General features: G+C 50.5%; 23 protein-coding genes. 14 read left to right on the forward strand and 9 right to left on the reverse strand.

Annotation, left to right across the window (positions count from 1 at the left end):
* Positions 1-60 precede the first annotated feature (60 nt).
* A complete protein-coding gene (locus C5S61_RS05115) occupies positions 61-501 on the reverse strand; it encodes an iron chaperone (RefSeq protein WP_110514009.1) in 441 nt (146 codons plus the stop codon).
* A 3-nt stretch (positions 502-504) separates the two neighbouring features.
* Entirely contained in the window at positions 505-1,482 is a 978-nt protein-coding gene (locus C5S61_RS05120) for a phosphotransferase (RefSeq protein ID WP_110514010.1), read from the reverse strand.
* 92 nt (positions 1,483-1,574) lie between these two features.
* Here C5S61_RS05120 and C5S61_RS05125 point away from each other — a divergent pair, with 92 nt between their 5' ends.
* Positions 1,575-2,000 carry a hypothetical protein gene (locus tag C5S61_RS05125; RefSeq protein ID WP_110514011.1) on the forward strand — a complete coding sequence of 142 codons (426 nt, stop codon included), beginning with the start codon at positions 1,575-1,577 and terminating at the stop codon, positions 1,998-2,000.
* Here C5S61_RS05125 and C5S61_RS05130 read toward each other — a convergent pair.
* Both C5S61_RS05130 and C5S61_RS05135 read right to left on the reverse strand, forming a co-directional pair.
* Positions 1,990-2,424 carry a hypothetical protein gene (locus C5S61_RS05130; protein WP_124033385.1) on the reverse strand — a complete coding sequence of 145 codons (435 nt, stop codon included), beginning with the start codon at positions 2,422-2,424 and terminating at the stop codon, positions 1,990-1,992. The two genes, C5S61_RS05125 and C5S61_RS05130, sit on opposite strands and share 11 nt — an antisense overlap.
* A gap of 117 nt (positions 2,425-2,541) precedes the next feature.
* The gene (locus tag C5S61_RS05135) at positions 2,542-4,545 is read right to left on the reverse strand and encodes a PAS domain S-box protein (RefSeq protein ID WP_110514013.1); all 2,004 of its coding nucleotides are present in this window, start codon (positions 4,543-4,545) and stop codon (positions 2,542-2,544) included.
* A gap of 374 nt (positions 4,546-4,919) precedes the next feature.
* On the opposite strand from C5S61_RS05135, the gene rplI reads away from it, so the two are divergent.
* The 10 genes from rplI (at position 4,920) to C5S61_RS05185 (ending at position 14,029) form a co-directional block, all read left to right on the forward strand.
* Entirely contained in the window at positions 4,920-5,426 is a 507-nt protein-coding gene (gene rplI, locus C5S61_RS05140) for a 50S ribosomal protein L9 (protein WP_012191060.1), read from the forward strand.
* Between the two features lie 129 nt (positions 5,427-5,555).
* Entirely contained in the window at positions 5,556-7,337 is a 1,782-nt protein-coding gene (dnaB, locus tag C5S61_RS05145) for a replicative DNA helicase (RefSeq protein WP_110514014.1), read from the forward strand.
* 288 nt (positions 7,338-7,625) lie between these two features.
* Positions 7,626-8,621 carry a WXG100 family type VII secretion target gene (locus C5S61_RS05150; RefSeq protein ID WP_110514015.1) on the forward strand — a complete coding sequence of 332 codons (996 nt, stop codon included), beginning with the start codon at positions 7,626-7,628 and terminating at the stop codon, positions 8,619-8,621.
* A gap of 119 nt (positions 8,622-8,740) precedes the next feature.
* Positions 8,741-9,508: a transposase gene (locus C5S61_RS05155; protein ID WP_110514016.1), complete on the forward strand. Its 768-nt coding sequence runs from the start codon at positions 8,741-8,743 to the stop codon at positions 9,506-9,508.
* 221 nt (positions 9,509-9,729) lie between these two features.
* Positions 9,730-10,215: a hypothetical protein gene (locus tag C5S61_RS05160; RefSeq protein ID WP_110514017.1), complete on the forward strand. Its 486-nt coding sequence runs from the start codon at positions 9,730-9,732 to the stop codon at positions 10,213-10,215.
* 17 nt (positions 10,216-10,232) lie between these two features.
* On the forward strand, positions 10,233-10,808 hold the full coding sequence (locus C5S61_RS05165) for a hypothetical protein (RefSeq protein WP_110514018.1): 576 nt from the start codon (positions 10,233-10,235) through the stop codon (positions 10,806-10,808).
* A 12-nt stretch (positions 10,809-10,820) separates the two neighbouring features.
* Positions 10,821-11,396 (forward strand): hypothetical protein, encoded by a 576-nt coding sequence (locus tag C5S61_RS05170; RefSeq protein ID WP_110514019.1) that lies wholly within the window; start codon positions 10,821-10,823, stop codon positions 11,394-11,396.
* 11 nt (positions 11,397-11,407) lie between these two features.
* Positions 11,408-11,959 (forward strand): hypothetical protein, encoded by a 552-nt coding sequence (locus C5S61_RS05175; protein WP_110514020.1) that lies wholly within the window; start codon positions 11,408-11,410, stop codon positions 11,957-11,959.
* A 12-nt stretch (positions 11,960-11,971) separates the two neighbouring features.
* Positions 11,972-12,550 (forward strand): hypothetical protein, encoded by a 579-nt coding sequence (locus C5S61_RS05180; RefSeq protein WP_110514021.1) that lies wholly within the window; start codon positions 11,972-11,974, stop codon positions 12,548-12,550.
* Positions 12,551-12,649: 99 nt separating this feature from the next.
* Entirely contained in the window at positions 12,650-14,029 is a 1,380-nt protein-coding gene (locus C5S61_RS05185) for an ATP-binding protein (protein ID WP_110514022.1), read from the forward strand.
* On the opposite strand, the gene C5S61_RS05190 is transcribed toward C5S61_RS05185, so the two are convergent.
* The 3 genes from C5S61_RS05190 to C5S61_RS05200 all read right to left on the reverse strand — a co-directional run bounded on the left by C5S61_RS05190 (position 14,026) and on the right by C5S61_RS05200 (position 16,651).
* Positions 14,026-14,952, reverse strand: a complete 927-nt coding sequence (locus tag C5S61_RS05190) for a lysophospholipid acyltransferase family protein (RefSeq protein ID WP_110514023.1) — start codon at positions 14,950-14,952, stop codon at positions 14,026-14,028. The two genes, C5S61_RS05185 and C5S61_RS05190, sit on opposite strands and share 4 nt — an antisense overlap.
* Positions 14,953-14,959: 7 nt before the next feature.
* Complete coding sequence (locus C5S61_RS05195) at positions 14,960-15,736, reverse strand: GNAT family N-acetyltransferase (protein WP_110514024.1); 777 nt, start codon at positions 15,734-15,736, stop codon at positions 14,960-14,962.
* Positions 15,737-15,859: 123 nt separating this feature from the next.
* Positions 15,860-16,651 (reverse strand): aminoglycoside adenylyltransferase domain-containing protein, encoded by a 792-nt coding sequence (locus C5S61_RS05200; RefSeq protein WP_110514025.1) that lies wholly within the window; start codon positions 16,649-16,651, stop codon positions 15,860-15,862.
* An 88-nt stretch (positions 16,652-16,739) separates the two neighbouring features.
* Between C5S61_RS05200 and C5S61_RS05205 the strand changes: the two genes are divergently transcribed.
* The 3 genes from C5S61_RS05205 to C5S61_RS05215 all read left to right on the forward strand — a co-directional run bounded on the left by C5S61_RS05205 (position 16,740) and on the right by C5S61_RS05215 (position 18,921).
* Positions 16,740-17,105 (forward strand): hypothetical protein, encoded by a 366-nt coding sequence (locus C5S61_RS05205; protein WP_110514026.1) that lies wholly within the window; start codon positions 16,740-16,742, stop codon positions 17,103-17,105.
* 61 nt (positions 17,106-17,166) lie between these two features.
* Positions 17,167-18,063 (forward strand): acetyl-CoA carboxylase, carboxyltransferase subunit beta, encoded by an 897-nt coding sequence (accD, locus tag C5S61_RS05210; protein WP_110514027.1) that lies wholly within the window; start codon positions 17,167-17,169, stop codon positions 18,061-18,063.
* A 21-nt stretch (positions 18,064-18,084) separates the two neighbouring features.
* Positions 18,085-18,921 (forward strand): acetyl-CoA carboxylase carboxyltransferase subunit alpha, encoded by an 837-nt coding sequence (locus C5S61_RS05215; RefSeq protein WP_054534890.1) that lies wholly within the window; start codon positions 18,085-18,087, stop codon positions 18,919-18,921.
* Positions 18,922-18,986: 65 nt separating this feature from the next.
* On the opposite strand, the gene C5S61_RS05220 is transcribed toward C5S61_RS05215, so the two are convergent.
* Both C5S61_RS05220 and C5S61_RS05225 read right to left on the reverse strand, forming a co-directional pair.
* Positions 18,987-20,312, reverse strand: coding sequence for a hydroxymethylglutaryl-CoA reductase, degradative (locus C5S61_RS05220; RefSeq protein ID WP_110514028.1), 1,326 nt, complete (start codon positions 20,310-20,312; stop codon positions 18,987-18,989).
* A gap of 374 nt (positions 20,313-20,686) precedes the next feature.
* A complete protein-coding gene (locus tag C5S61_RS05225; RefSeq protein ID WP_240614430.1) occupies positions 20,687-21,709 on the reverse strand; it encodes a hypothetical protein in 1,023 nt (340 codons plus the stop codon).
* Between the last annotated feature and the right edge of the window lie 5 nt (positions 21,710-21,714).

Consider the following 21,714-nt stretch of genomic DNA (forward strand, 5'->3'; position numbering starts at 1 on the left):
GTGGTTAACCTGATGAACCAGTACCCCTACCCTAACCCCTGGCCCCCGATCCCTAGCCCCTCACCCGCGCATCGCCTGATAGTAGCCAATATACTCATCGACCGAATAGCGTTGAATAACCTCGGCAACCACAGCGAGCGGCAAATCTTCGAGCTTGCGGAAGCGCAAACACGATTTGCCCATATCGAATTTTTTGCCTGCTTGGCTAAATTGCTCTTGCAGCCAAGCCACCGCTAGCTCGTCGTAGGCAACGCACATCAAATATAAGCTATAGTGCTTTTTTTGAGCAGCCAAGGCCGCATAGCTCAACGGCTGTTGATTGTAGGTTTGGGGGAAGCGAGCGAGTGGCACTTCATAGCTCAGCATGCCCCAAGCGAAGGTTTCCACAAAGCCCTCAGGCAAATGCTGGAGAATTGTTTGGCGCACTGGCTCAATCACGCTACGCTGTTCGGGCGTGAGTTCGGCCAGATATGCTTCGACCGTCGTGGCATTACTTTTCATCAGCTACCTCCATTGATTGATGGCCTGTTGAGCTAAATCCAAATAGCGTTGATAATTGGCTTGGGCTGTGGTCAGCCACTCAGGCGGGCGCTCGACCAGCCGCGCATCAAGGCCGCGTGGCACTTCATACAGATAACGCTGCCAGCGCACAACCCACCAAATCAGCATCAAGGTACGATAGATTTCAATCCGCTGAGCCGCACTCGGATCATCGCCAAAGCGACAATAGGCCCGAACGAAGGCTTGCCAGTGTTCCACAGTCACTTCAGCATAGGCCGGATGGGTCATCAGATCGACAATTTCAAAGGCAGGATCGCCCCAGCCAGCATTTTCCCAATCGACCGAAACTAGCCCATCTGGCGTTTGCAGGAAATTGCGCCAGTTGCTATCGACCCGACACAAGCTCAGTGGCACAGTTGAAAACTCCGGCGCAACCCACGACTCAAGCCACAGCAATAATGCTTCTAGCGCAGCAGGCAATTCGGCGGCGGGCAATTTCGCGCAATGTTCATTGATCAACTGCTTGCCAGCCGCCACGCTGTGCATATTTAACGTTGCCAGCGGCAATTCAAGCATTGTTGAAGCTTGGCTAATTTGGCGCAGCGCCCAGTAGTGTTCAACCAAGCCTTGCCATTGGGCAGCAGTTTGGGGAACTTGGGTCAATGCAGGATAATCGAGCCATGTTTGCACCACGACTGGCTGAGCAAAACTAGCTTCGTCGAGCAAAACCGGCTGCGGAGACAACTCCCGATCAGCGTAGGCCAAGGATGCTTTCAGAGCTTGATATTCACGCCACGCCCGCCGACGCTCATCGCGAATTGTCAGCTTGATTGCATAGTCGATGCCTGTTGATTGAGCACGATAAACCCGATTATTTGCGCCACCCGCTATTGGCGTTATTTGCCAAGCTTGCCATTGAATTGGCACAACTGGCGCTTGTTCTGCCAAATATTCAATTATTGCATGCAAATATTGCTGCATAGCCACACTTTCTACTTGTTACTGATTTGGTACAATGTTAAACGAGCATTTATGCGTTAATCAAGTGCAAAAGTAGAACATGAGGAGGTTTTATGTATCAAGTACCAGCATTCGATCAAAAAGCAATTTCAATCAAAAAGTTACTGCTGCAAATTGGCATTTTTGCCCTCATCAATGGATTTACAACAAATCTGTTTTTTTGGTCACGTCATCACGAAGGTATTTTCTGGAGTTTAAGCCATCAACGAATTAGTTTAATCTATGCAATAATGATTGTACTGGGCAATCTGTTGTTTTTCATTAACGTGATTGTGCTGAGTATGATTAGGCCAACATCATTACGCCATCGCTTATATAGCGTAACCTATTTATTCTTGATCATTGTGGGTAATGATAGGCTGTTTTGGTTTATGTTTGGTGCAGATTTCGCTCAATTGTATTTATCACGGGTTCCGATAATCCTCATTACAGTGCATTTAGTATGGGGTTGGCGACAGTTCAGCAAGCCTAGCGCGTAGCCCGTGGCACAGCCAAAGCCTGCGCTAGTTTAACAATATTCAATTCGCCATAGCTTTGTTGCACAAAGGTGGTTAATTGCTGGGTATGGTTGAGCAATTGGGCATAGCGGGCATCACGCAGCCAGACTGCATCGAAAAATTGCGAAGTTTTATCGTAAAGTTTAAACAATTTGGTCAAATCGCTGCGCTGCCAAAGCTCGCGCATTTCGTGATCAAAACTATCGAAGGTCATTTCTTGCACCAATTGGCGCACTTGTTGCGGCGTATTTTCCAGTAAATCGGCGGTTGTATCCTCAAGCAAATCGTGCCAAAGCAACACAATCGAGCCAACCCGACGCGTGGTTTCTGGCAGCAATGGCTCGGCCAAAATCGTCATGGCGCACCAAATTGGGTGCATGGCATAGGGCGTGCGGCCATCCCACAAGCGCACTTGGTTTTGGGGCGTGCGCGCTTGAAACGTATGCGCGTGGATGGTGTGGGCAATGGCTGCGCCTAATTCAGTTGCCCAGGCTTCAGTTTCGGCGTTGATAAGTCACCTCGCTTAGGCTAAACGGCGATTCAAGGCCCGTTCAATCCCACTTTGCAAATTACTCAAGGTAACGACATCGTTCAGGTTAATGCCCAAGCTGACCAAGGTTTGGGCAATCTCTGGGCGAATGCCAGTCAACACGACCTCAGCTCCGAGCAAGCGTACCGCTCGCGCTGCTTGTAGCAACGCTCCGGCCACTTGAGTATCAACAACTGGCACGCCCGTGAGATCCAAAATAACCACTCCAGCGTTCATTTGGCTCACGCCTTGCAGCAGCGATTCCACGATCTGGCTGGCTCGCGCCGAATCAATCGAGCCAATCAGCGGCATAATCACCGTGCGCTCGTTGATCGGAATTAACGGCGTTGAAAGTTCGCGCAAGGCCGCTGCCTGAGCTTCGATAATTTGGCCCTGCATTTGGTCGCGCATAACTTCGGCCTGTTTACGCTCGGTCATATCTTGCACCAAGCCCAACATGCGCACCGCCACGCCCTCTTTGTTTGGAATGAAGAAGCCGCGATCTAAGAGCCAAATGTAATGGCCAGCGTGGTGCAAAAAGCGATATTCAACCGCATAGCTGCTACAGGCATTCTGGGCCACGTCGAGCAAGCGCAAGGCTTCGGGAGCATCTTCGGGGTGAATGCCAGCTGCCCATGCATCAACGCTCAAGCTAAATTCGGCCTTGGAATAGCCCAAAATCTTGGCAACCGAATCGCTCCATTCAATGCGATTGTTGAGCACATCGTAATCGTACATCACCAACTCGACGGTTGACATGATCAAATCGAAGCGCTGTTGCCAATCTAAAAGCTCTTGGGCAATTTGGCGGCGCTCGGTAATATCAAAAAAGGTCGCAATCGCATATTCAATTTCGTTGTTGGTGTCGTAGATCGGGCGGGCAAAAACTTCAATCGAAATTGCAGGCTTGCCGGTATAGCGAAATTCCAAATCATCAAGATGCACAATTTCGCCTCTGAGTGCGCGTTGGGTTGGCAATTCCTCGCGGGGATAGATTGTTTCGCTGCCGACTTTATAGGTGCGATAGGTTTCGGTTTGTTCGCTAACTGGCAGCATGGCGTTTTGACCAAGCAACTCTTGGGCTTTGGCGTTGGCATAATAGGGCTTGCCTTCAGGATCGATCACATACAAGCCAACTGGCGTTGCATCGAGAAACTGTTGCAAACGATTTTGCAAGCGGCGCAGGGCTACTTCGTTTTCGCGTTGCGATGTAATGTCCATCAACACGCCATCCCACAGAATATCGCCAGCCTCGGTGCGTGTTGGTCGCGAAGCCCCGCGCACCCAGCGCACCACCCCATCGTAGACTACACGGCCTTCCCATTGCCAGGCTTCGAGCAATTGGCCCGATTCGACAAACGAGCGAATAAATTCTGGCTGATCTTCGGGGTGAACCCAATTGTAAAGCGCATCTCGCTCTGAGGTGAGGCGTTCTGGCTCGATGCCAAAGGCTTGACGAATGCCTTCGCTCACGTAGGGAAATTCGCTCGAGCCATCGGGATGCAGCACAAACTGAAAAACCATGCCTGGCACATTCGAAATAATCCGCGAAAGCCGAGCTTGGGTTTCGGAGAGCGAGCGTGATGCTTGGGCAGCGCTGGTTACATCGCGCAAAACTGCAACCAAGCCAATTACCTGATTAGCATCACGCACAGGTTGCTTGATGCTGCGGGTGGTAATTAACGAGCCATCGGGCGCATTCGAGCGTTCTTCAAACTCGCTGCCAAGGCCACTGCGCAGCACTTGGCGGTCGTGGCTTTGATATTCCGAGGCATAGACATCATCGCTCGAACGATCCTCGGCAACCCGAAATTGCTCAAGTGGCAGGCCAAACCATTCGCGAAAGGCCCGATTGGCATACTCAATCGTCAGATCAGCGTTTTTATATACAATCGCATCAGGCACAGTATCGAGCATAGCCTGCAAAATACGATTTTCTTGTTCAAGCTGAGCAACCCGAGCAGCTAAATCGACGGGTGAAGATGGATCGTGTGCCATAGCTGCACTCCTAAAATCCTTTGGCGATGGGCGAAAACGTGGAAGCAACTTAATTTTACCATAGACGTTTGGGCTAGGGAATAGTCGAAAGGATGAAGGATGAAGGATGAAGGATGCAGAAAACTATCAAGGATGCGGTTAATTTATGAATTATGCAGGAGGAACGATGCAAGTTCAAAGGATTTCATCCCTCATAATTCATCATTCATCCTTACTAAAAGACTTTGACGAGAAATTATGATCTATGGTAAGATAACGCGCAGCCCCAAATTTGGGGCTATTCTCATGGTATGCTCCCTCACATGATGAGGGTTGTAAATACAAGCCCGCAGATGTGGCGGGCACCAGCACCGCTAAACTAAAGGAGCTATTCCGTGAAGGTTCTGTTGATTCAAGATGTCGAACACCTTGGTACTGCGGGCGACATCAAAGAAGTATCTGGTGGCTACGGTCGCAACTATTTATTGCCCAAGAAGCTGGCTGTGTTTGCAACACCTGGTTTGATCAAGCAAGCTGAAGAACGCTTGGCCAAACAACGCAAACTTGAAGCTAAACAACGCGAAGAATTACGCGGTTTGGCCGACAGCATCAATGGCGTGACCTTGAAGTTCGTTACCAAAGTTGGCGAACAAGATCGCTTGTATGGTTCAGTAACCAGCTCAGACATTGCTGAAAAATTGCAAGCAGCCATTGGTCAAGAAGTTGATCGCCGCAAAATTCAACTCGACGAGCCAATCAAGCGCACTGGTGTGTATTCAATCGGCGTGCGTTTGCTCGCCGGGCTTGAGCCACACATCAATGTCGTGGTCGAAGGTGAAAATGGTGAAGGTAGTGTTCAACCCGCAGCAGAAGCTGCCGAAGTTGCGAGCACCGAAGCCTAGTTCATTCGTTTTGTCCAACCGCTGATGCCGCGCCAATGAGCGCGGCATCAGTGCTTTAGCCGCTGGTATCCACAGCTTTTCGACTGTGAATCCACCCGTTATCCCAACATTTTCCACATCGAGGTCGCTATGGATAAGTCGTTACCTGCCGATATTAATGCCGAACGTGCCACACTTGGTTCGATTTTGCTTGATCGTGATGCAATTATTCCGGTTGCTCCATGGCTCGCCAGCGACTATTTTTATCTTGAAAAACATGGCTTGATTTTTAATGCCCAAGTGGCGTGCTACAATCGCCGTGTACCCCCCGATTTGGTCAATGTCACCGACGAATTGCGCCGCAAAGATGAATTAGAAGCTGTCGGCGGCGTGCCCTATTTGCTTGAGCTTTCGAATAGCGTGCCCACCTCGGTGCACGTCGAATACTATGCCCGCATCGTCGAACGCACCGCTCTGTTGCGCCGTTTGATCATCGCTGGTGGCAAGATTGCAGCCCTCGGCTACGACGAAACCCAAGAGCTTGAAGCAGCGCTCGATCAGGCCGAATCGGAGTTGTTCGCGGTTTCGCAACGCCGCACCACCGATGGCTTTATCCATATCGGCGCGGTCGTCGATAGTTTCTTCGACCAAATTAGCCAGATGCAAGAGCGCGGCGGCGAGGTTGTCGGCCTCAAAACTGGCTTTAACGATTTTGATAAATTAACTGGTGGCTTGCAACGCTCCGACTTGTTGATTTTGGCGGCGCGGCCTGCAACCGGCAAAACCAGTTTGGCCTTGAATATTGCCTACAATGCTGCCAAGGAATCGGAAGCATGCGTGGCGATTTTTAGCCTTGAAATGAGTCGCGACCAGTTAATGCAGCGGATTTTGGCCACCGAAACTGGCGTAGATATGCAAAAGCTGCGCACCGGCCAAATTCGTGATAGCGATTTGCAATTGCTCACCGAGGCGCTGGGCAAGCTCTCCACCATGTCAATTTATATCGATGATTCGCCTGGAGCCAGCATTATGGACGTGCGCTCCAAATGTCGACGCTTGCAAGCAGAAGCAGGCATTGATCTGATTATCATCGATTATTTGCAGTTGATGCAGGGCGGCGGTAAGCGCGATGGCAACCGCGTCCAGGAAATTAGCGAAATTAGCCGTGGTTTAAAAGCCTTGGCGCGTGAAATTAATGTGCCAGTGGTTGCACTCTCGCAGCTTTCGCGGGCCGTCGAAAGCCGTACCAGTCACGTCCCCATGCTCTCCGACTTGCGCGAATCTGGTTGTCTAACAGGCGATACCCAAATCTATTTGCCAGATCAAGGCCATTATGTCCGAATCGATCAATTGGTAGGCCAACAAGGCTTTAATGTTCTAGCACTGAATCAAGCAACTTGGAAACTCGAATCACGACCGGTTACGAATGCCTTTGCAACTGGTACAAAACCCGTTTTCAAACTTCTTACCAAGCTAGGACGAAGCATTCGAGCTACTGCTAACCATAAATTCCTAACTATTGATGGCTGGAAACGGCTTGATGAATTACATCAAGCGAGCCAGATTGCAATTTCGCAAGAAATCGCTCAAGCACTTGGTAGTAACAACCAGCAAATAGCTGTTGAATGGGAATCCATTGTTAGCATTGAACTTGATGGAGTTGAGCCAGTGTATGATTTGACAGTGGATACGCTGCATAATTTTGTGGCGAATAATATCATTGTTCATAACAGCATCGAGCAAGATGCGGATATCGTTATGTTCATTTATCGTGAAGAATTATACGATCCGGAAACCGATAAAAAGGGCATTGCCGAAATTCACCTCGCCAAGCATCGCAACGGCCCAACGGGGATTGTACCCTTGCGCTTTTTCCGCTCAACGACCAAATTCGCCAACTTAGAAACCTACCGCCAGCCAGAAGGCTACTAAGCATCGAGAAGGTTCGCTTACGTCAACCCCGCGCCCACAGCACTGGCGAGGGGCTTAATTGCTGTTAAAAAAATTAAAGCTGGTATTAGCTGCGGTGGATGACCAGCATATTTCGTGAAGATTAATCGCAACTAGGCCTATTGGCGAGCCATTTAATACCAATCGAACTATATACCAAAATCAGGTGTGTCGGCTATAATCCCCTGCACTGAGTTGAATTGAGGTTCCCCTTCCATTTTCGCCAACATTGTAGCTCGAAGCTTCCTCCCCGTTGCGAGGATTCAGGCGATGCCTGCTCCATTTGTGCAGATCAAGTACGAAGCGGTAGACACGATCATCCAACGCTTTCAAAACCTTCACGATCAAAGCCAAAGCATTCAAGCAACGCTCTGTCAAACGATAGCTACGCTCCAAGCAGGCCAATGGCAAGGGCAGGCTGCCGACAGCTGTTTTCAAGAATTTACCCACGAGGTCAAACCTGCCTTTCAGCGCTTGTTACAGGTCTTGCAAAGCAGTGTTGAAACCACCAAAGCCATTCGGCAGACCATGGCCGCTGCTGAAGCCGAAGCCGCCGCGCTATTTCGCGACGATTTTGCAACAATCGGCTTGGGTAGCAACAAGCTGCTGTTCAGCCAAGAAAATGGTGAAAAACCAACCCAGTCAGAACCACCGCTGAAACTACCATTTATCCAGCAGTTTATCGAGAGGGCAATGCAATTATTTGCTGAGTGGCATGAAAATTTTGGCTCTAAGGTCAATCCGCATCCTGATGGGTCGGTGAGCGAGGCCGAAGCGGCAATCATTTTTAATGATATGGCCAACGAAGCGGATATTCCCTTTCAGTTTCCCGATGATGGTTGCTATGCACGGGCGCATGTTATGGCCTATCGAATTTCGGAACGCTATGGAATCGATATTAATAATGTCGATAAAGTGTTTATTGATGGCGATTTAGAGGCCGAAACCAAGTTTATTTACAAACAAATCACCCTCCCAGATGGATCAACCTATCCTTCGTCAACTACTGATGGAACAGTTAATTGGTATTGGCATGTTGCGCCGATTATCTATGTACGCCAAGAAAATGCAACTGTTCCCATGGTTATTGATCCTTCGTTAGCTGAGCGACCCTTAACCATTGAACAATGGAAAGCTATTATGACTGATCCTCATGCAGTTACGAAAATCACCGATCATAATATCTATAAGCCAGGATCTTTGCCTTATGAAGAAGTTGAACGCGAAGGATTTGATAAAAGAGCACATAGTATACTTGATATATAACCAGTGTTGCTAGTTGAAAACGTGTTTTTTACTCGTTCGCATGCATAATCAAGGATTCGCAAAAAACAAACTCGTCCTCTATGATGGGAGTGCTGAAATCACATCATGGGAGAACGAGTATGTCAACTGATGAGATTATCATCCGCTTATTGTGTATTGTCGATGATCGGCTCGGTGCTGTCAAAAAACATCCGCTGGCCAAGTTGCATCCGAGTGAAGTTGTTACTATTGGGTTGCTGTTGGCTCTGAAAGGACGGAGTTATCGCGCCTTTTATCGCTGGTTATCGACCAATTATCGACACCTGTTTCCTGCGTTACCAGAACAGTCGCGGCTGTATCGGGTGCTGGTCAAGGCCCACGCCTACACCGACCAATTTTTGGCCGATCCCACGATCCTTGGTATCATCGACTCGTTTGGGATCGAACTGGTGCATCCCAGGCGCGAAGGGCGCAGTGCTGCGCCGTTGGGCACGAAAGGCATTTCAAATCACCGCTGGATCGTGGGGATTAAGCTGGCATGGCTGATCAATCAGCGTGGCGCGGTGGTCGAATGGCACTGGCTGCCAGCGAATGTCAGTGATCAGGAATTTCGTGATGTGGTCGCGTGGCAGGAGGGACAAACCATCGCGCTTGGTGATCGCGGGTTTCGGGTGCGGGTTGACGAGGATGATGGTGTGCCGATCAAAATTTGTGTGCGTGGGGAATGGAACTGTCGCTTTTTCATTGAAACCACCTTTCGTTTGTTGGAACGCGTCTTTCAGATCAAGAAACTCGGCCATCGAACCGCCCGTGGCATGGATATGCGCCTAGGCTTTGTCGCCGCATGCTTTAATTGTTTGTTACAGATAACAAATGGAACACTATCGTTCCTCGATTTCGTGATTTGAACTAGCAACAGTGGTTATATATTTACAACAATGCATTAATGCCGATTATTGCCAACCATAATTTAGGCTAAAGGATTTAAGTAATGAAAACTATACTAGGTTATATGCTTATGCTAATTGTTATGACAGCAATGTTTAGTTGTAGCAAGCAGCAAGTACCAACCAATGACTTAACACCACCAGCTAGCGAGGTGTCTCCTATGAATCCTAGAGGATTTTTCGTGTATATTTTCGATCAAGATGCCGTACCAGGGCTTGGCCCCACGGCGGATACGGCGTGGCAGATTCTGCAGGCCGTGCCTTTAGCCCAAAGCGCTTTTACCGTGACCGAGCAGTTATTGCTCAGCTATCATTGGCCCACCCAGACCATTACTTTTACCAATCCTTGGGGTCAAACTGATCTCGATACACCTGGCTATATGTGGGGTGGCGATGGCGCATTTATCGTAGTTTTTCAAGGGCAGCGCTTATTTGGCGGCAAGGTCGTAACGGCAGGTAGTCCACGGCGCTTCGACTATCACGCCATGGCCTTGTCCAACGATTTTCTTTTTATGAGAAATCCCGAACTTCAAGGCAAACTCGTCTACTCGTTTCATACTCGTCCATCCCTGATGTACAAGCCACAGTCAGAATTTGTAGCGGCTGATCCGGCAATTGCTGAGGCGGTCAAAACCCATCTGCGCCAACTAGGCAAATTGGTTGAATAAGAGAAAGGAGCAGCGTCATGCGCTGGATAGGTTTTTGCTGGTTGCTGGTGTTGCTGGGTGGCTGTACTCAAATCGATCAGCCGCCACCCACCGCCAACCAGTTTGCGATCTACATCTTCGATCAAGAGGCCGTACCAGGGCTTGGCCGAACTACCGATACCGCATGGCCTGTTTTGCAAGCTCTTCCTTTGAACCAAAGCGCCTTTACCGTGACCGAGCAGTTATTGCTCAACTACCATTGGTCAACCCAAACCATCACCTTTACCAACCCTTGGGGCCAAACCAGTATGGATGCACCTAGCTATATGTGGGGTGGGGATGGCGCATTCGTGGTCGTCTATAACGGCCAGCGCTTGTTTGGCGGCAAGGTTGTAATGGAAGGTAGTCCACGACGATTCGACTATCCCGCCATGGCCTTGTCCCAAGAGTTTATCCTCATGAGAAATCCTGAACTCCAAGGCAAACTCGTCTATTCATTTCATTCCCATTCATCGGTGATGTACGACACAGAATCGCAGTTTTTGGCAGCCGATCCGGCAATTGCCGAGGCGGTCAAAAACCATCTGCGCCAGCTGGGCAAGTTGGTCGAATAACGGAGGTTCACCATGCGCTGGATAGGTTTTTGCTGGTTGCTGGTGTTGCTTGGTGGCTGTACTCAAATCGATCAGCCACCACCCACAACCAATCAGTTTGCCATCTACATCTTCGATCAAGAGGCCGTACCATGGCTTGGTCCAACAGCCGATACTGCATGGCAGATTTTACAGGCCGTACCTTTAGCCCAAAGCGCCTTTACCGTGACCGAGCAGTTATTGCTTAGCTATCATTGGCCCACCCAGACTATTACCTTTACCAATCCTTGGGGCCAAACGAATTTTGATGCGCCAAGTTATATGCGAGATGGTCTTGGCGCATTCGTGGTCGTTTATAACAGCCAGCGCTTGTTTGGTGGGAAGATAGTTTTTGCAGGTAGCCCACGGCGTTTTGATTATCCGGCCATGGCGCTCTCTACCGATTTTATTCTGATGGAGAATCCGGAACTCCAAGGCAAACTCGTCTATTCGTTTCATCCCCGCTCTGCCGTGATGTATCCACCGCAATCGCAGTTTTTGGCGACTGATCCGGCGATTGCCGAAGCGGTCAAAACCCATTTGCGTCAGCTGGGCAAGCTAGTTGAGTAAGGAGCAGAGCCATGCGTTGGATAGGGTATTGCTGGCTGTTCGCATTACTGGTTGGCTGTACTCAAACCGATCAGCCAAAGCCACCATCTAGCCAATTTGCGGTCTATATTTTCGATCAAACTGCAATTAATCAGTTTGAAGCGCCAAATCATAATCCAACAACTGCGCTCCAGACAATTGATTTAACCAAGGCATCCATCGTGCTCGCCGAAACGGATCTGCTTGCCTATGATTGGAATAATCAACAGATTAATATTGACAAAACGCTATTCAGCGATACCGAGCAACAGCTCTTATTCAGTGATGCCTATTTTGTAATCGTGTTTAATCAACAACGGATTATTACAGGCAAACGGATTCTAGAATTTGCACCAACTTCATATCCATATCCCGTTTTATCAATTCAGGCTGATTCGTATCAACCCAACCAGCCCATCCAATATGCCTTGCGGAATGCTAGTTTAGGGGTAAGCCGACCGCCATATCCATTTCTCAACCCCGATCCCACGATTGCCGAAGGGGTCAAGGCGCATTTTCGTAAGTTGGGCAAATTAGTTGATTAAAGGAGCAGCATTATGCGTTGGATAGGGTATTGCTGGATGCTGATGCTGTTGCTGGGTGGCTGTACCCAGACCGATCAGCCGCCATCCACCGCCAATCAGTTTGCGATCTATATTTTCGATCGAAGTACTGTACCAGGGCTTGGCCAAACTACCGATACCGCATGGCCTGTTTTGCAAGCTCTTCCTTTAACCAAAAGTGCTTTTACCGTGACCGAAGCGTTGTTGCTTAGTTATCATTGGCCCACCCAAACGATTACCTTTACCAATCCTTGGGGCCAAACTGATCTCGACGCTCCAAGTTATATGTGGGGTGGTGATGGCGCATTTATTGTGGTTTATCAAGGGCAGCGCTTATTTGGGGGTAAAGTTGTAGCCGCCGAAAGCCCACGTCGTTTTGACTATCCAGCCATGGCTTTATCTCAAGAGTTTATTCTGATGGAAAATCCCGAACTCCAAGGCAAACTTGTCTATTCGTTTCATCCGCGCTCTGCCATGATGTATCCACCACAATCGCAGTTTTTAGCGGCTGATCCCATGATTGCCGAGGCGGTCAAAACCCATTTGCGCCAGTTGGGAAAGCTGGTGGAGTAATTGTTGACTGGCAGCAGGCAGCAGCCTTAAGCAATTGATCGGACAAAGAACCAAGCCCTATGCTATAATTGCAGCCCTATTGAATGTTTGGGGTTGTGTATGCTTGAACAGTTACTTGAAAACGGCGAAAGTGAGATGCTAGCCTGCTTCCGCGAACGGTTTCGGCCTGAAGATTTGGCTGAAACATTGGTGGCTTTTGCGAATGGCAACGGGGGTAGCGCAGTCATTGGCATCAGTGGTCGGGTTCGGCCCAAAGTCGAAGGTGTTCAAGATATTCAGGCAGCAGAAGAGGCAGCACTAGAGGCAGCACTGGCCTGTACGCCGCCGTTAGTGCTCCCATTGCCCCAACAACTTACCAGCAATCAACAAACTGTCTTGCTCATCGAGGTTCCGCCAGGCTTGCCGAATGTCTATAGCTTGCATGGCAAATATTTGCGCCGCGAAGGCCCAAGCAATGCGCCGATTCCACCAAATGCCCTGCGCCAATTGCTGATCGAGCGCGGTGAAGTTGGCTGGGAACGAGTTCGCCCTGAAAATGTCGCCATGGGTGACTTAAGCGAGATGAAAATTCAATCGTATGTCGCCCGTATCGGCTCGCCCGCCGATGGCGATCCCTTGGGTTGGCTCTATCGCCGCGGTTGCCTTACCCGCGATAATCAAGCAGTCTATCAACCAACCAACGCCGGAATGTTGCTGTTCAGCATCACCACCGAGCGCGATTACCCGCAATGCGAGTTGACCTTGGTGCGCTACACCGGCAACGAGATGAGCGATGAATTCGAGCGGGTCGATATTCGTACCACCTTGCCCGACCAAGTGCGACGGGCCGAGCTTTGGCTTGGCGAGCACATGCGGCGTGGCTCGCGCATGATTGGCCTTGAACGTGAAGATTGGACAGAATATCCGCCTGCTGCTGTGCGTGAAGCTTTAGTCAATGCTGTGGCCCACCGCGATTACACCGTGCGCGGCGAGGGCATTCGCATCGCAATGTTTGTTGATCGGCTGGAAGTCTATAGTCCAGGCCGCTTGCCGGGCCACGTCACGATCGATAATATTGCAGCCGAACGCTTTAGCCGCAACGAAACGCTGGTGCAAGTGCTGGCCGATTTGGGCTTGATCGAACGGCTTGGCTATGGCATCGACCGCATGCAGCGCCAAATGGCCGACGCAGGCTTGCCACCACCAGAATTTCGCGAAACTGCCGCTGGCTTTTTGGTAACCCTGCGCAACAAAGGCATGAACGTCGCCAACACCTCAATCATCGATACCGCCAAATGGGAAGCCTTGGGCTTGAACGAACGCCAAATCGGAGCCTTAGTCTTTTTAACCGAGAATCGGCGGATTACCAACCGCGATCTGCAAGACCTCAGCCCCGATGTTTCGCCCGAAACGATTCGCCGCGATCTCTCGGATCTGGTCGATCGCGGCTTGATTTTGAAGATTGGCCAAAAACGCGCAACCTACTATATTTTGCGCTAAGCAGCTAGCGCTTGGCCAACGCTTTGCTCGGGCAAACGCTGGTCGTCGCCTTCCCAACGCTCTTGGCAATTGAACCAATACAGCCATTGGCTGGGGTTCTCGCTAATAATTGAGGCCATCCACTCGTTGAGTTCGTCGGTGGCCTCGCGGCGTTGTTTGCGCCCAAAGCTGCGGCCCAAATGCACAGGCGCTTGGCAAATCAAGCGATGGCGTTTGCCTTCACGCAGGCTGTAACATGGCACAATCGGCACATTATCTTCAAGCGCAAAGGTCGCTGCACCTTGGGGCGTGCGCGATTGCAAGCCAAAAAAGCTGGCCTCAGGGAAATTCGGTCGCCAAAAATCACCCAACAAAAAGACCACTCCATTGGCTTGTAAATGCTGGCGCAACCCACGAATCAACTCACGCGGCGAGGTCGCATCGTAATCAAAGCCTGCGCAACCAAGCTGATGAAACTGCTCGTAGAGTGGTCGCAACTCAGGGCTGCCCGCAGTGCCAACTGTCAAGCAGTTGTAGCGCTGCGCCAAACGCCAGTAGCTATAGAAGAAATTGCCTTGATGGGGCGTGTAGAGAATTACGCCACGACCCTGAGCCAGCGCTGCTTCAATATGCTCGGTTCCTTCCAGCAGCACATGCTCGCAATTCAAACGCTCAATCCCAATCAGCACTTCATACAACAACAACAGCAAATGTTGGAGATAGCGCACGCAAACCCCAGTTCGCCACAGCCACGAGCCATCAAGCAGCACATGGACCACATTGGCTTGCAAATGGCGGCGCAAACGCGGCACGACCAAATACAAACCAACGGCCAACATCCAGCTTAAACCAATAACCAAGCGTTGCGGCAACCAGCGGCCAATGCGTCGAACTCGCGCCAAACGCTGCGGATTGGTGGTCAATTGAGCAAGCAGTTGATACATCGCAGCCTCATGCCGTTGCTTGATACGAGCTAGCAAAATGACGTTGGTAGCGCTTGGTCATTTGGTTGGTTTCAAAAACCACAAAAAAATCGGTGGTGTGAAATAAGGGGTCGTAGGCTGGCTCGCCCGCCAATTCAGCACCCATCCAACGATAGCCCTTGATCAATGGTGGCAAGCGCCGCACCATTTCGCGCTCGCTACAGGTCATTGGCAAGCAGCGTAAATCAAGCATGCGATGGCTGGCTAATGGCTGAACCTTATAGCGATCGGTAATCACATTATGCTGACGTAGCATGCTATACAAAGCACTAACATCGGGCAATTCATCGTGGTTCATGCTGGCACAGCCAATCAAATGGCTATGCGGACGATCAGCCAGATAGTTGGCAATCCCACCCCAGAGCATTTGAATCGCCCGCGTGCCGCGATAATCGGCGGCAATGCAACTGCGACCAAGCTCCAAGGCATTGCCCAAATGCGCAAAACGCGCCAGATCAAACTCGGTTTGCGAATAAAAGCCTTGATGCGCCAAAGCTCGTTCGCCAGGCAACAAGCGATAGGTGCCAACAACTTGCTCGGCGTTTTGATCGATCACCAACAAATGGTCGCACCATTGGTCGAAAACATCGTATTCAAGCCCATGCTCATTCCAAAGCCGCGTATTATTGGCTTCTTCAACAAAAACGCGGTAGCGCAAGCGCAAGGCTTGCTCAATTTCGGCGCTCGTCGTGGCACACTTAACCGTCAAGCGTGGGGTCGTGCTGCTGATCGTTGCAAGCGTCATAGCGGTGGCTCCTTGGTGATGATGGGTCACAGCGCTAGCCTAGGGTGCTTGCTTTAATCAATTGCGATTGAATTGTTAACAATTATGTTAAATTAAGTAAAGTTTCTGCATGGACAGATTTCGCTAGCGTGGTGCACGTTGCAAACAATCACGCACAAATTCCAAAGTTTCAGCAACCAAGGCTGGGTCAGCAGCGGTGCGGTATTTGAGGCTTGGATTTGGCCGATTGGCCCATGCTGCTTCAATTAAAGGATGCCATTGCGGCGCAAGATTCGCTAGCGCCCATGCAACGCCAGCCCGTTTTGAGTGAATGCGGTCGGTTGCCAAGCTCTGAAGCATCCGACAATAACTGATCACGGTAAATGCTTGCGCCCATTGATTGGTAATTTGATACATTCCAACCTGCATCTCGCCAGCCCAATCGTGCATTGTATTACGAATTTCTTGGCGCAGCTCAGCTGGATCAATCGGATCAATCAGGCTGGTTGGTTCAGGCCCAAATAGCGGAATGCCATGTTCGCGCACTGTCCAGCGCATCACCAATTCGTTATCGTGAGTCGATAGAATTAATTGCGAACTGCCATTATCCAAATACCAAAGCGGGGTTTTGTTGGGATCAGCACCGCGAACCAACGCTTGAGAAATATACGAGCCTTCGAGATGTTGTGCCCACGGCGAGGGCAAGGCGTAAATTGCGGCATGCAGCGCTTGTAATGCGGGAAGTTGGGCTAGATCAAGCTCGTCTTTAAGCACAACCATAAAATCAACATCACTGGCATCGTCCCAGTCGCCAAGCGCAATCGAGCCGCTCAGATAGATCGCCAGCAGCTGATCGCCAAGGATCTTTTGTAACTTTTCAACTAAGCCCGCCAAAACAGCTTCAAGTTCAGGGTGATTAATGCGGTTAGGCTGCATTGGAGTCTCCTTTCAACGCTAGAACGTAGCAATAGTGACGCACAACGGGCAAGCGCACATCGGCAACAAGCCCGATCAAGGAGCATTTATGAAGCAGCATTCCAATAAACGGATCATCATATTGCTGATTGGATTTTGTAGTGTATTTATTATGTTGTTGCTGATTCCTGCCTTGCTTATCCAACACTTCTATTTTGAGCGAATTTGCGAGGTGCATGCCCAAGCCAATAACCTTGGTGTCAGCTGGTATAGCCCCGCCAGCCGCTATAGCCCCGAAAGCTGCTTTTTTGCCAATCAAGGCTCGATTGCGGTTAATCAGCTTGTTGGCTGGGAGCACAAGCTTGTGCTAGCAATCTGGTTAATCTATCGACCGCTAGGCGCTTTTGGGTTAACATTGTTCGTTTTTATGCTGCCTTGGCAAAAACTGAAACGCTGCAAAAATATCCGGCTATGACGCACTGCGTGCTATGCTATAATCCCAATACGGCTCAACAATGACCGTGGAGGTTCATGATTTGAAAGATTTTTTTCGGCGTGCGCCGTTACCCTTCACGTCTTCGCGGCGTGAGCAACAGATACCAGATAATGTCTGGACCAAATGCGCCAATTGTGGCGAATTGACTTATCAAAAACAATTCAATGATGCATTAAAAGTTTGTCCAAAATGTGGCTATCACTCGCGGATTAGCTCACGCGAATGGATCGAAATTTTGGCCGATGCTGATTCGTTCGTTGAGCATGATGCAGATTTGCAAGGCATCGATATTTTGGGCTTTGTTAGCCCCAAAGATAACTACGAAGCCAAATTGGCTGCTACCAGCGAACGCACCGGCACCAACGATGTGGTGATGAGCGGTAGCGCCAGCCTTGAAGGCTTGCCCTTTGAAATCGCAGCCTGTAACTTCGATTTCATGGGCGGTTCGATGGGCAGCGTCTTCGGCGAAAAAGTTGCCCGCACCGTTGAACGTGCCGCCGATCGCGGTGTGCCAGTCTTGACGATCAATGCCTCGGGCGGGGCACGCATGCACGAAGGCATTTTTGCGTTAATGCAAATGGCCAAAGTTTCGGTGGCGCTCACTCGTTTGGCGCGGGTACGCCAACCCCATATCTCGTTGTTAGTCGACCCATGCTACGGCGGGGTTTCGGCCTCGTATGCCTCGGTTGCCGATATTATTTTGGCCGAGCCAGGAGCGAATATTGGCTTTGCTGGGCGACGGGTCATCGAACAAACCATTCGCCAGAAATTGCCACCGCACTTCCAAACCGCAGAATTTTTCCTTGAACATGGCATGATCGATGCAGTTGTGCCACGCTCGGACATGCGGGCCACCATCGGGCGCTTGCTGCGCTTGTATGAACGAACCACATCATCGGCTGATCATCGCGAACATGTCGTAGCGGGCCACCAATAAGCCCCACGCAGAGGTCAAAACGTGACAACGTTAACTGAATTATTGCCTTGGGATAAGGTGCAAATTGCCCGTAATCCCCAACGCCCACGCACACTTGATTATATTCGGGTGCTGTGTGAAGATTTTTTTGAACTCCGTGGCGATCGCCATCATGGCGACGATCAAGCGCTGGTCTGTGGTATTAGCAAAATTGATGGTCGCAGCGTCGCGATCATCGGCCATCAAAAGGGCAGCGATACCAAAGAAAACGTGCGCCGCAACTTCGGCTCGCCGCATCCAGAGGGCTATCGCAAAGCCTTGCGGGTTATGGAGCATGCCAAAAAATTCAACATGCCCATCTTGACCCTGATTGATACTGCTGGCGCGCACCCAAGCATGGCCGCCGAAGAGCGCGGCCAAGCAGAAGCCATCGCCCGTAATTTGTTGGTCATGGCCGATTTGCCAGTGCCAATTATTGCGACGGTCATCGGCGAAGGTGGCTCTGGGGGCGCATTGGCTATCGGGGTTGCCGACCGTTTGTTGATGCTTGAGCATGCTGTGTATTCGGTCGCCTCGCCAGAAGCCAGCGCGGCAATTCTCTGGCGCGATTCGAGCAAAGCCTCGGAAGCAGCCAAAGCCATGAAAATCACCGCCCAAGATTTGCACAGCTTTGGAATTGCCGATCTGATTATTCCTGAGCCAGAGGGCGGCGCGCATATGGATGTGCCAGCGATTGTGCATGCAGTTGGCAATGCATTGCGCGAGCAAATTAGCACGCTCAGCGCACTCACGCTCGATCAATTGCTCGACCAACGCTATGCCAAGTATCGGGCAATCGGGCGCTTCCGCCAAGCCCAAACCGAAATTGTCGAGGCTTAAAAAAGTCTGGCCAGCACCTTGTCTACGAGGTGCTGGCCTTTTTTGGCTTAAGGAGCTAGTTGGGTTTAGCAGGTAACGCCGACCTCGATGCGTTGCAAGGCATAGGTTTCGTGCATTTCGCGCACAATTTCTGCTGCCCGCGCTGGCTTGATGCAGCGTTCAGCAATCAGACGCTCGGCCACTTCCTCGACCAAGGCTGGTGGCGCACCAGCACTCATGGCAATCTGGCGAGCGTGCAAACTCATATGCCCGCGTTGAATGCCTTCGGTTGCCAAAGCCCGCATTGCAGCCAAGTTTGAAGCCAAACCAGCACAAACACAGACCTCAGCCAATTCGCGAGCAGAGCTAACATTCAACAACTTCAAGGCAGCCGCTGCTGTTGGATGCACCTTAACTGCGCCCCCGACAATCCCAACTGCCAACGGCATGGTCAAAGTGCCAACCAAATTACCTTCAGCATCTTGTTCCCACGTGGTCAACGAGGTATAGCGGCCATCGCGGGCGGCATAGGCATGCGCTCCCGACTCGATTGCCCGCCAGTCTTGGCCAGTTGCCAACAACACTGGGTCGATGCCATTCAAAATGCCTTTGTTGTGAGTTGTTGCGCGATAGGGATCAACGGCAGCGAAGGCATAAGCCCACAAAATCCCTTCGATCACATCTTCGCCACGCAGATCCGAGCGATCCAAGGCGCGGGCTGGAATCACACAGCGCGCAGTTGCCAAACGACGATCGCTCAAGTTGGAGAGAATTCGCAAATAAGCGCGACCGCCAGTTAATGCTTCTAAGCGCGGCGCAACAGCTTCGGCCATCGCATTAATGGCGTTAGCGCCCATTGCATCCAAACAATCGACAATCAGGTGCACAACCAACATTGGCCCCATTGGGCTAGCAGGGAACGAGTTGACTTCAACATCCTTGGCCCCACCACCTAAGCCAACCAACGAGGTGCTTTGACGATTGGCAATCGCCAGCAAATCGGCCTTATGCTGCAAAATAAGTTCGCTAGCGGCAGCATGATCGGCAATATGGACTAATTGAATCTGGCCAATCATCAATGATTCGGTGCTGCTGGTCGTAAAACCGCCGCCTTCGCGAGCGAGTTTGGCCGCAAATGAAGCGCCAGCGACAATTGATGGTTCTTCGACAACCATGGGAACCAAAGTATCTTTGCCATTAATTTGAAAGTTGGTTGCAATGCCCAAAGGCAAGCTATACGTCCCAACCACATTTTCAATCATCTTATCGGCGCGTTCAATCGTTAAGCTGCCAGCGCCATGCAGCGCCCGCAAATCATCGTTGTTCAAGCCATCAAAAGCCCCTACGGCTTGCAAACGATCAAGCGGCGAAAGTTGGTAAAATCCTTGTAAACGGCTATTTTTTGCTTTCATCAGAACGAAGCTCCTCTGTCGCCAAAAATTGGGTCAGCATGGTGTAGACGGCTGAAGTGTAGCATGTGACGCATGGCAAACCTAGTCAAAAAGCTGTCAAAACCTCTCATTCCGCTGTCGATTTAGCTACCGCTAGCAGTTCTACGCAGATTACAGGCCGAAGGATGGTATCTCAAAGCGGGAAGGATTGATAGCACTCAAGTGGCAAAATGGGCTGAGGCGTGCTTGAGTAAGCACCAATTATGCGAAACCATGGCCGATAGCCTAGCAGCAACGAGCCTCGAATACTAGCCTACCTTAGTACTACGCAGGATAATAAAAAAAGCTCCACAGCTACTGAACGCTGTGGAGCTTTTTGAGGCTAGTAAGTCAGATTATGGCAGAACTGTGAAAAAGACATCAGCAATATGCTTGCTGGTTTTGCCTTCCAACGAGATCAACCACAATCCAGTGTCTGAGCCATCGGTGACCCACTCGGCGTTTTCGAGCGAGCCGTTTGCGCCAATCGTATTACCTTCATCAAACTTATAGGTTTCGCCTGCTGGATCAGTAATCCACAAAATAACTTCTTCGTTTGGTTGGAACCCATAAAAATCAAAGAATAAGACCGTGCCAGCTTGAACACATTTGCTAGGCCGAATATTGGCTGATCGTGGATCAGGCGTGTTCTCACATTGTTGTTCTGGTGGCACTGGCTGCGACCATTCATCAATGATTTCTTTGCCGAGCAAGCCCAAAAGTACCTTGAACTCGTCTGGGTTGCTTGGGTGCCATTCGAGGCGAGCGCGCTCAAACCATTGGGTTACCACGGTATCGCCGTTGGCGTTGGTTTCGGTTTGGGCGCTGGTCAAGGGCAAGCCAAACAATTGCAACGAACGAGCGTAAGTATCCAAGCCATCGATCTTCAAGCCATGCGATTGCCAGTAGCTCTTGAAGCCCAATTCGCCTGCTTGATTACAGACGTTGTGGCCAGTTTCTTCAAACCACAAACATCCATCAACTGCGCCAGCTTCGCGTGGCTCAGCGTCGCGGCCAAGTTGCGCCAGCCGTTCTTTGCCCAACAAGCCCAACAAGACTTCGTAGGGCGTGCCAGCATTTTCTGGGTGCAACTCAAAGCGATTGCGTTCGAGCCATTGGGTCCAATAATCAGCGTCGCTATCAACATTATATTCATCAGCTGCTTCAGTGATGGGATAGCCGAACACTGGCAAACCACCATTGTTCTTCCAATAGGCCAAGAAATCATCGGCCAAACATTCGGTAATGCCAGGCACATCGAAACATTGGGTTTCAAGGACGATTGGTTCGGCGGCGGCGGTTGGGCGTGGCTGAACAGCCAAGGCTGCGACTGCGAGAGTTGCAGTTGCCAAACCAAACATGCGACGGATTACGCTCACGAATT

The organism is Herpetosiphon llansteffanensis (genome assembly GCF_003205875.1).
Lineage (GTDB): Bacteria > Chloroflexota > Chloroflexia > Chloroflexales > Herpetosiphonaceae > Herpetosiphon > Herpetosiphon llansteffanensis.

Excerpts from the sequence above, each read along its gene's own strand:
- C5S61_RS05115 (WP_110514009.1), bottom strand. The coding sequence starts at position 501 with ATGAAAAGTAATGCCACGACGGTCGAAGCATATCTGGCCGAACTCACG.
- C5S61_RS05120 (WP_110514010.1), bottom strand. The coding sequence starts at position 1,482 with ATGCAGCAATATTTGCATGCAATAATTGAATATTTGGCAGAACAAGCG.
- C5S61_RS05125 (WP_110514011.1), top strand. The coding sequence starts at position 1,575 with ATGTATCAAGTACCAGCATTCGATCAAAAAGCAATTTCAATCAAAAAG.
- C5S61_RS05135 (WP_110514013.1), bottom strand. The coding sequence starts at position 4,545 with ATGGCACACGATCCATCTTCACCCGTCGATTTAGCTGCTCGGGTTGCT.
- dnaB (WP_110514014.1), top strand. The coding sequence starts at position 5,556 with ATGGATAAGTCGTTACCTGCCGATATTAATGCCGAACGTGCCACACTT.
- C5S61_RS05150 (WP_110514015.1), top strand. The coding sequence starts at position 7,626 with ATGCCTGCTCCATTTGTGCAGATCAAGTACGAAGCGGTAGACACGATC.
- C5S61_RS05155 (WP_110514016.1), top strand. The coding sequence starts at position 8,741 with ATGTCAACTGATGAGATTATCATCCGCTTATTGTGTATTGTCGATGAT.
- C5S61_RS05165 (WP_110514018.1), top strand. The coding sequence starts at position 10,233 with ATGCGCTGGATAGGTTTTTGCTGGTTGCTGGTGTTGCTGGGTGGCTGT.
- C5S61_RS05170 (WP_110514019.1), top strand. The coding sequence starts at position 10,821 with ATGCGCTGGATAGGTTTTTGCTGGTTGCTGGTGTTGCTTGGTGGCTGT.
- C5S61_RS05175 (WP_110514020.1), top strand. The coding sequence starts at position 11,408 with ATGCGTTGGATAGGGTATTGCTGGCTGTTCGCATTACTGGTTGGCTGT.
- C5S61_RS05180 (WP_110514021.1), top strand. The coding sequence starts at position 11,972 with ATGCGTTGGATAGGGTATTGCTGGATGCTGATGCTGTTGCTGGGTGGC.
- C5S61_RS05185 (WP_110514022.1), top strand. The coding sequence starts at position 12,650 with ATGCTTGAACAGTTACTTGAAAACGGCGAAAGTGAGATGCTAGCCTGC.
- C5S61_RS05190 (WP_110514023.1), bottom strand. The coding sequence starts at position 14,952 with ATGTATCAACTGCTTGCTCAATTGACCACCAATCCGCAGCGTTTGGCG.
- C5S61_RS05195 (WP_110514024.1), bottom strand. The coding sequence starts at position 15,736 with ATGACGCTTGCAACGATCAGCAGCACGACCCCACGCTTGACGGTTAAG.
- C5S61_RS05200 (WP_110514025.1), bottom strand. The coding sequence starts at position 16,651 with ATGCAGCCTAACCGCATTAATCACCCTGAACTTGAAGCTGTTTTGGCG.
- C5S61_RS05205 (WP_110514026.1), top strand. The coding sequence starts at position 16,740 with ATGAAGCAGCATTCCAATAAACGGATCATCATATTGCTGATTGGATTT.
- C5S61_RS05220 (WP_110514028.1), bottom strand. The coding sequence starts at position 20,312 with ATGAAAGCAAAAAATAGCCGTTTACAAGGATTTTACCAACTTTCGCCG.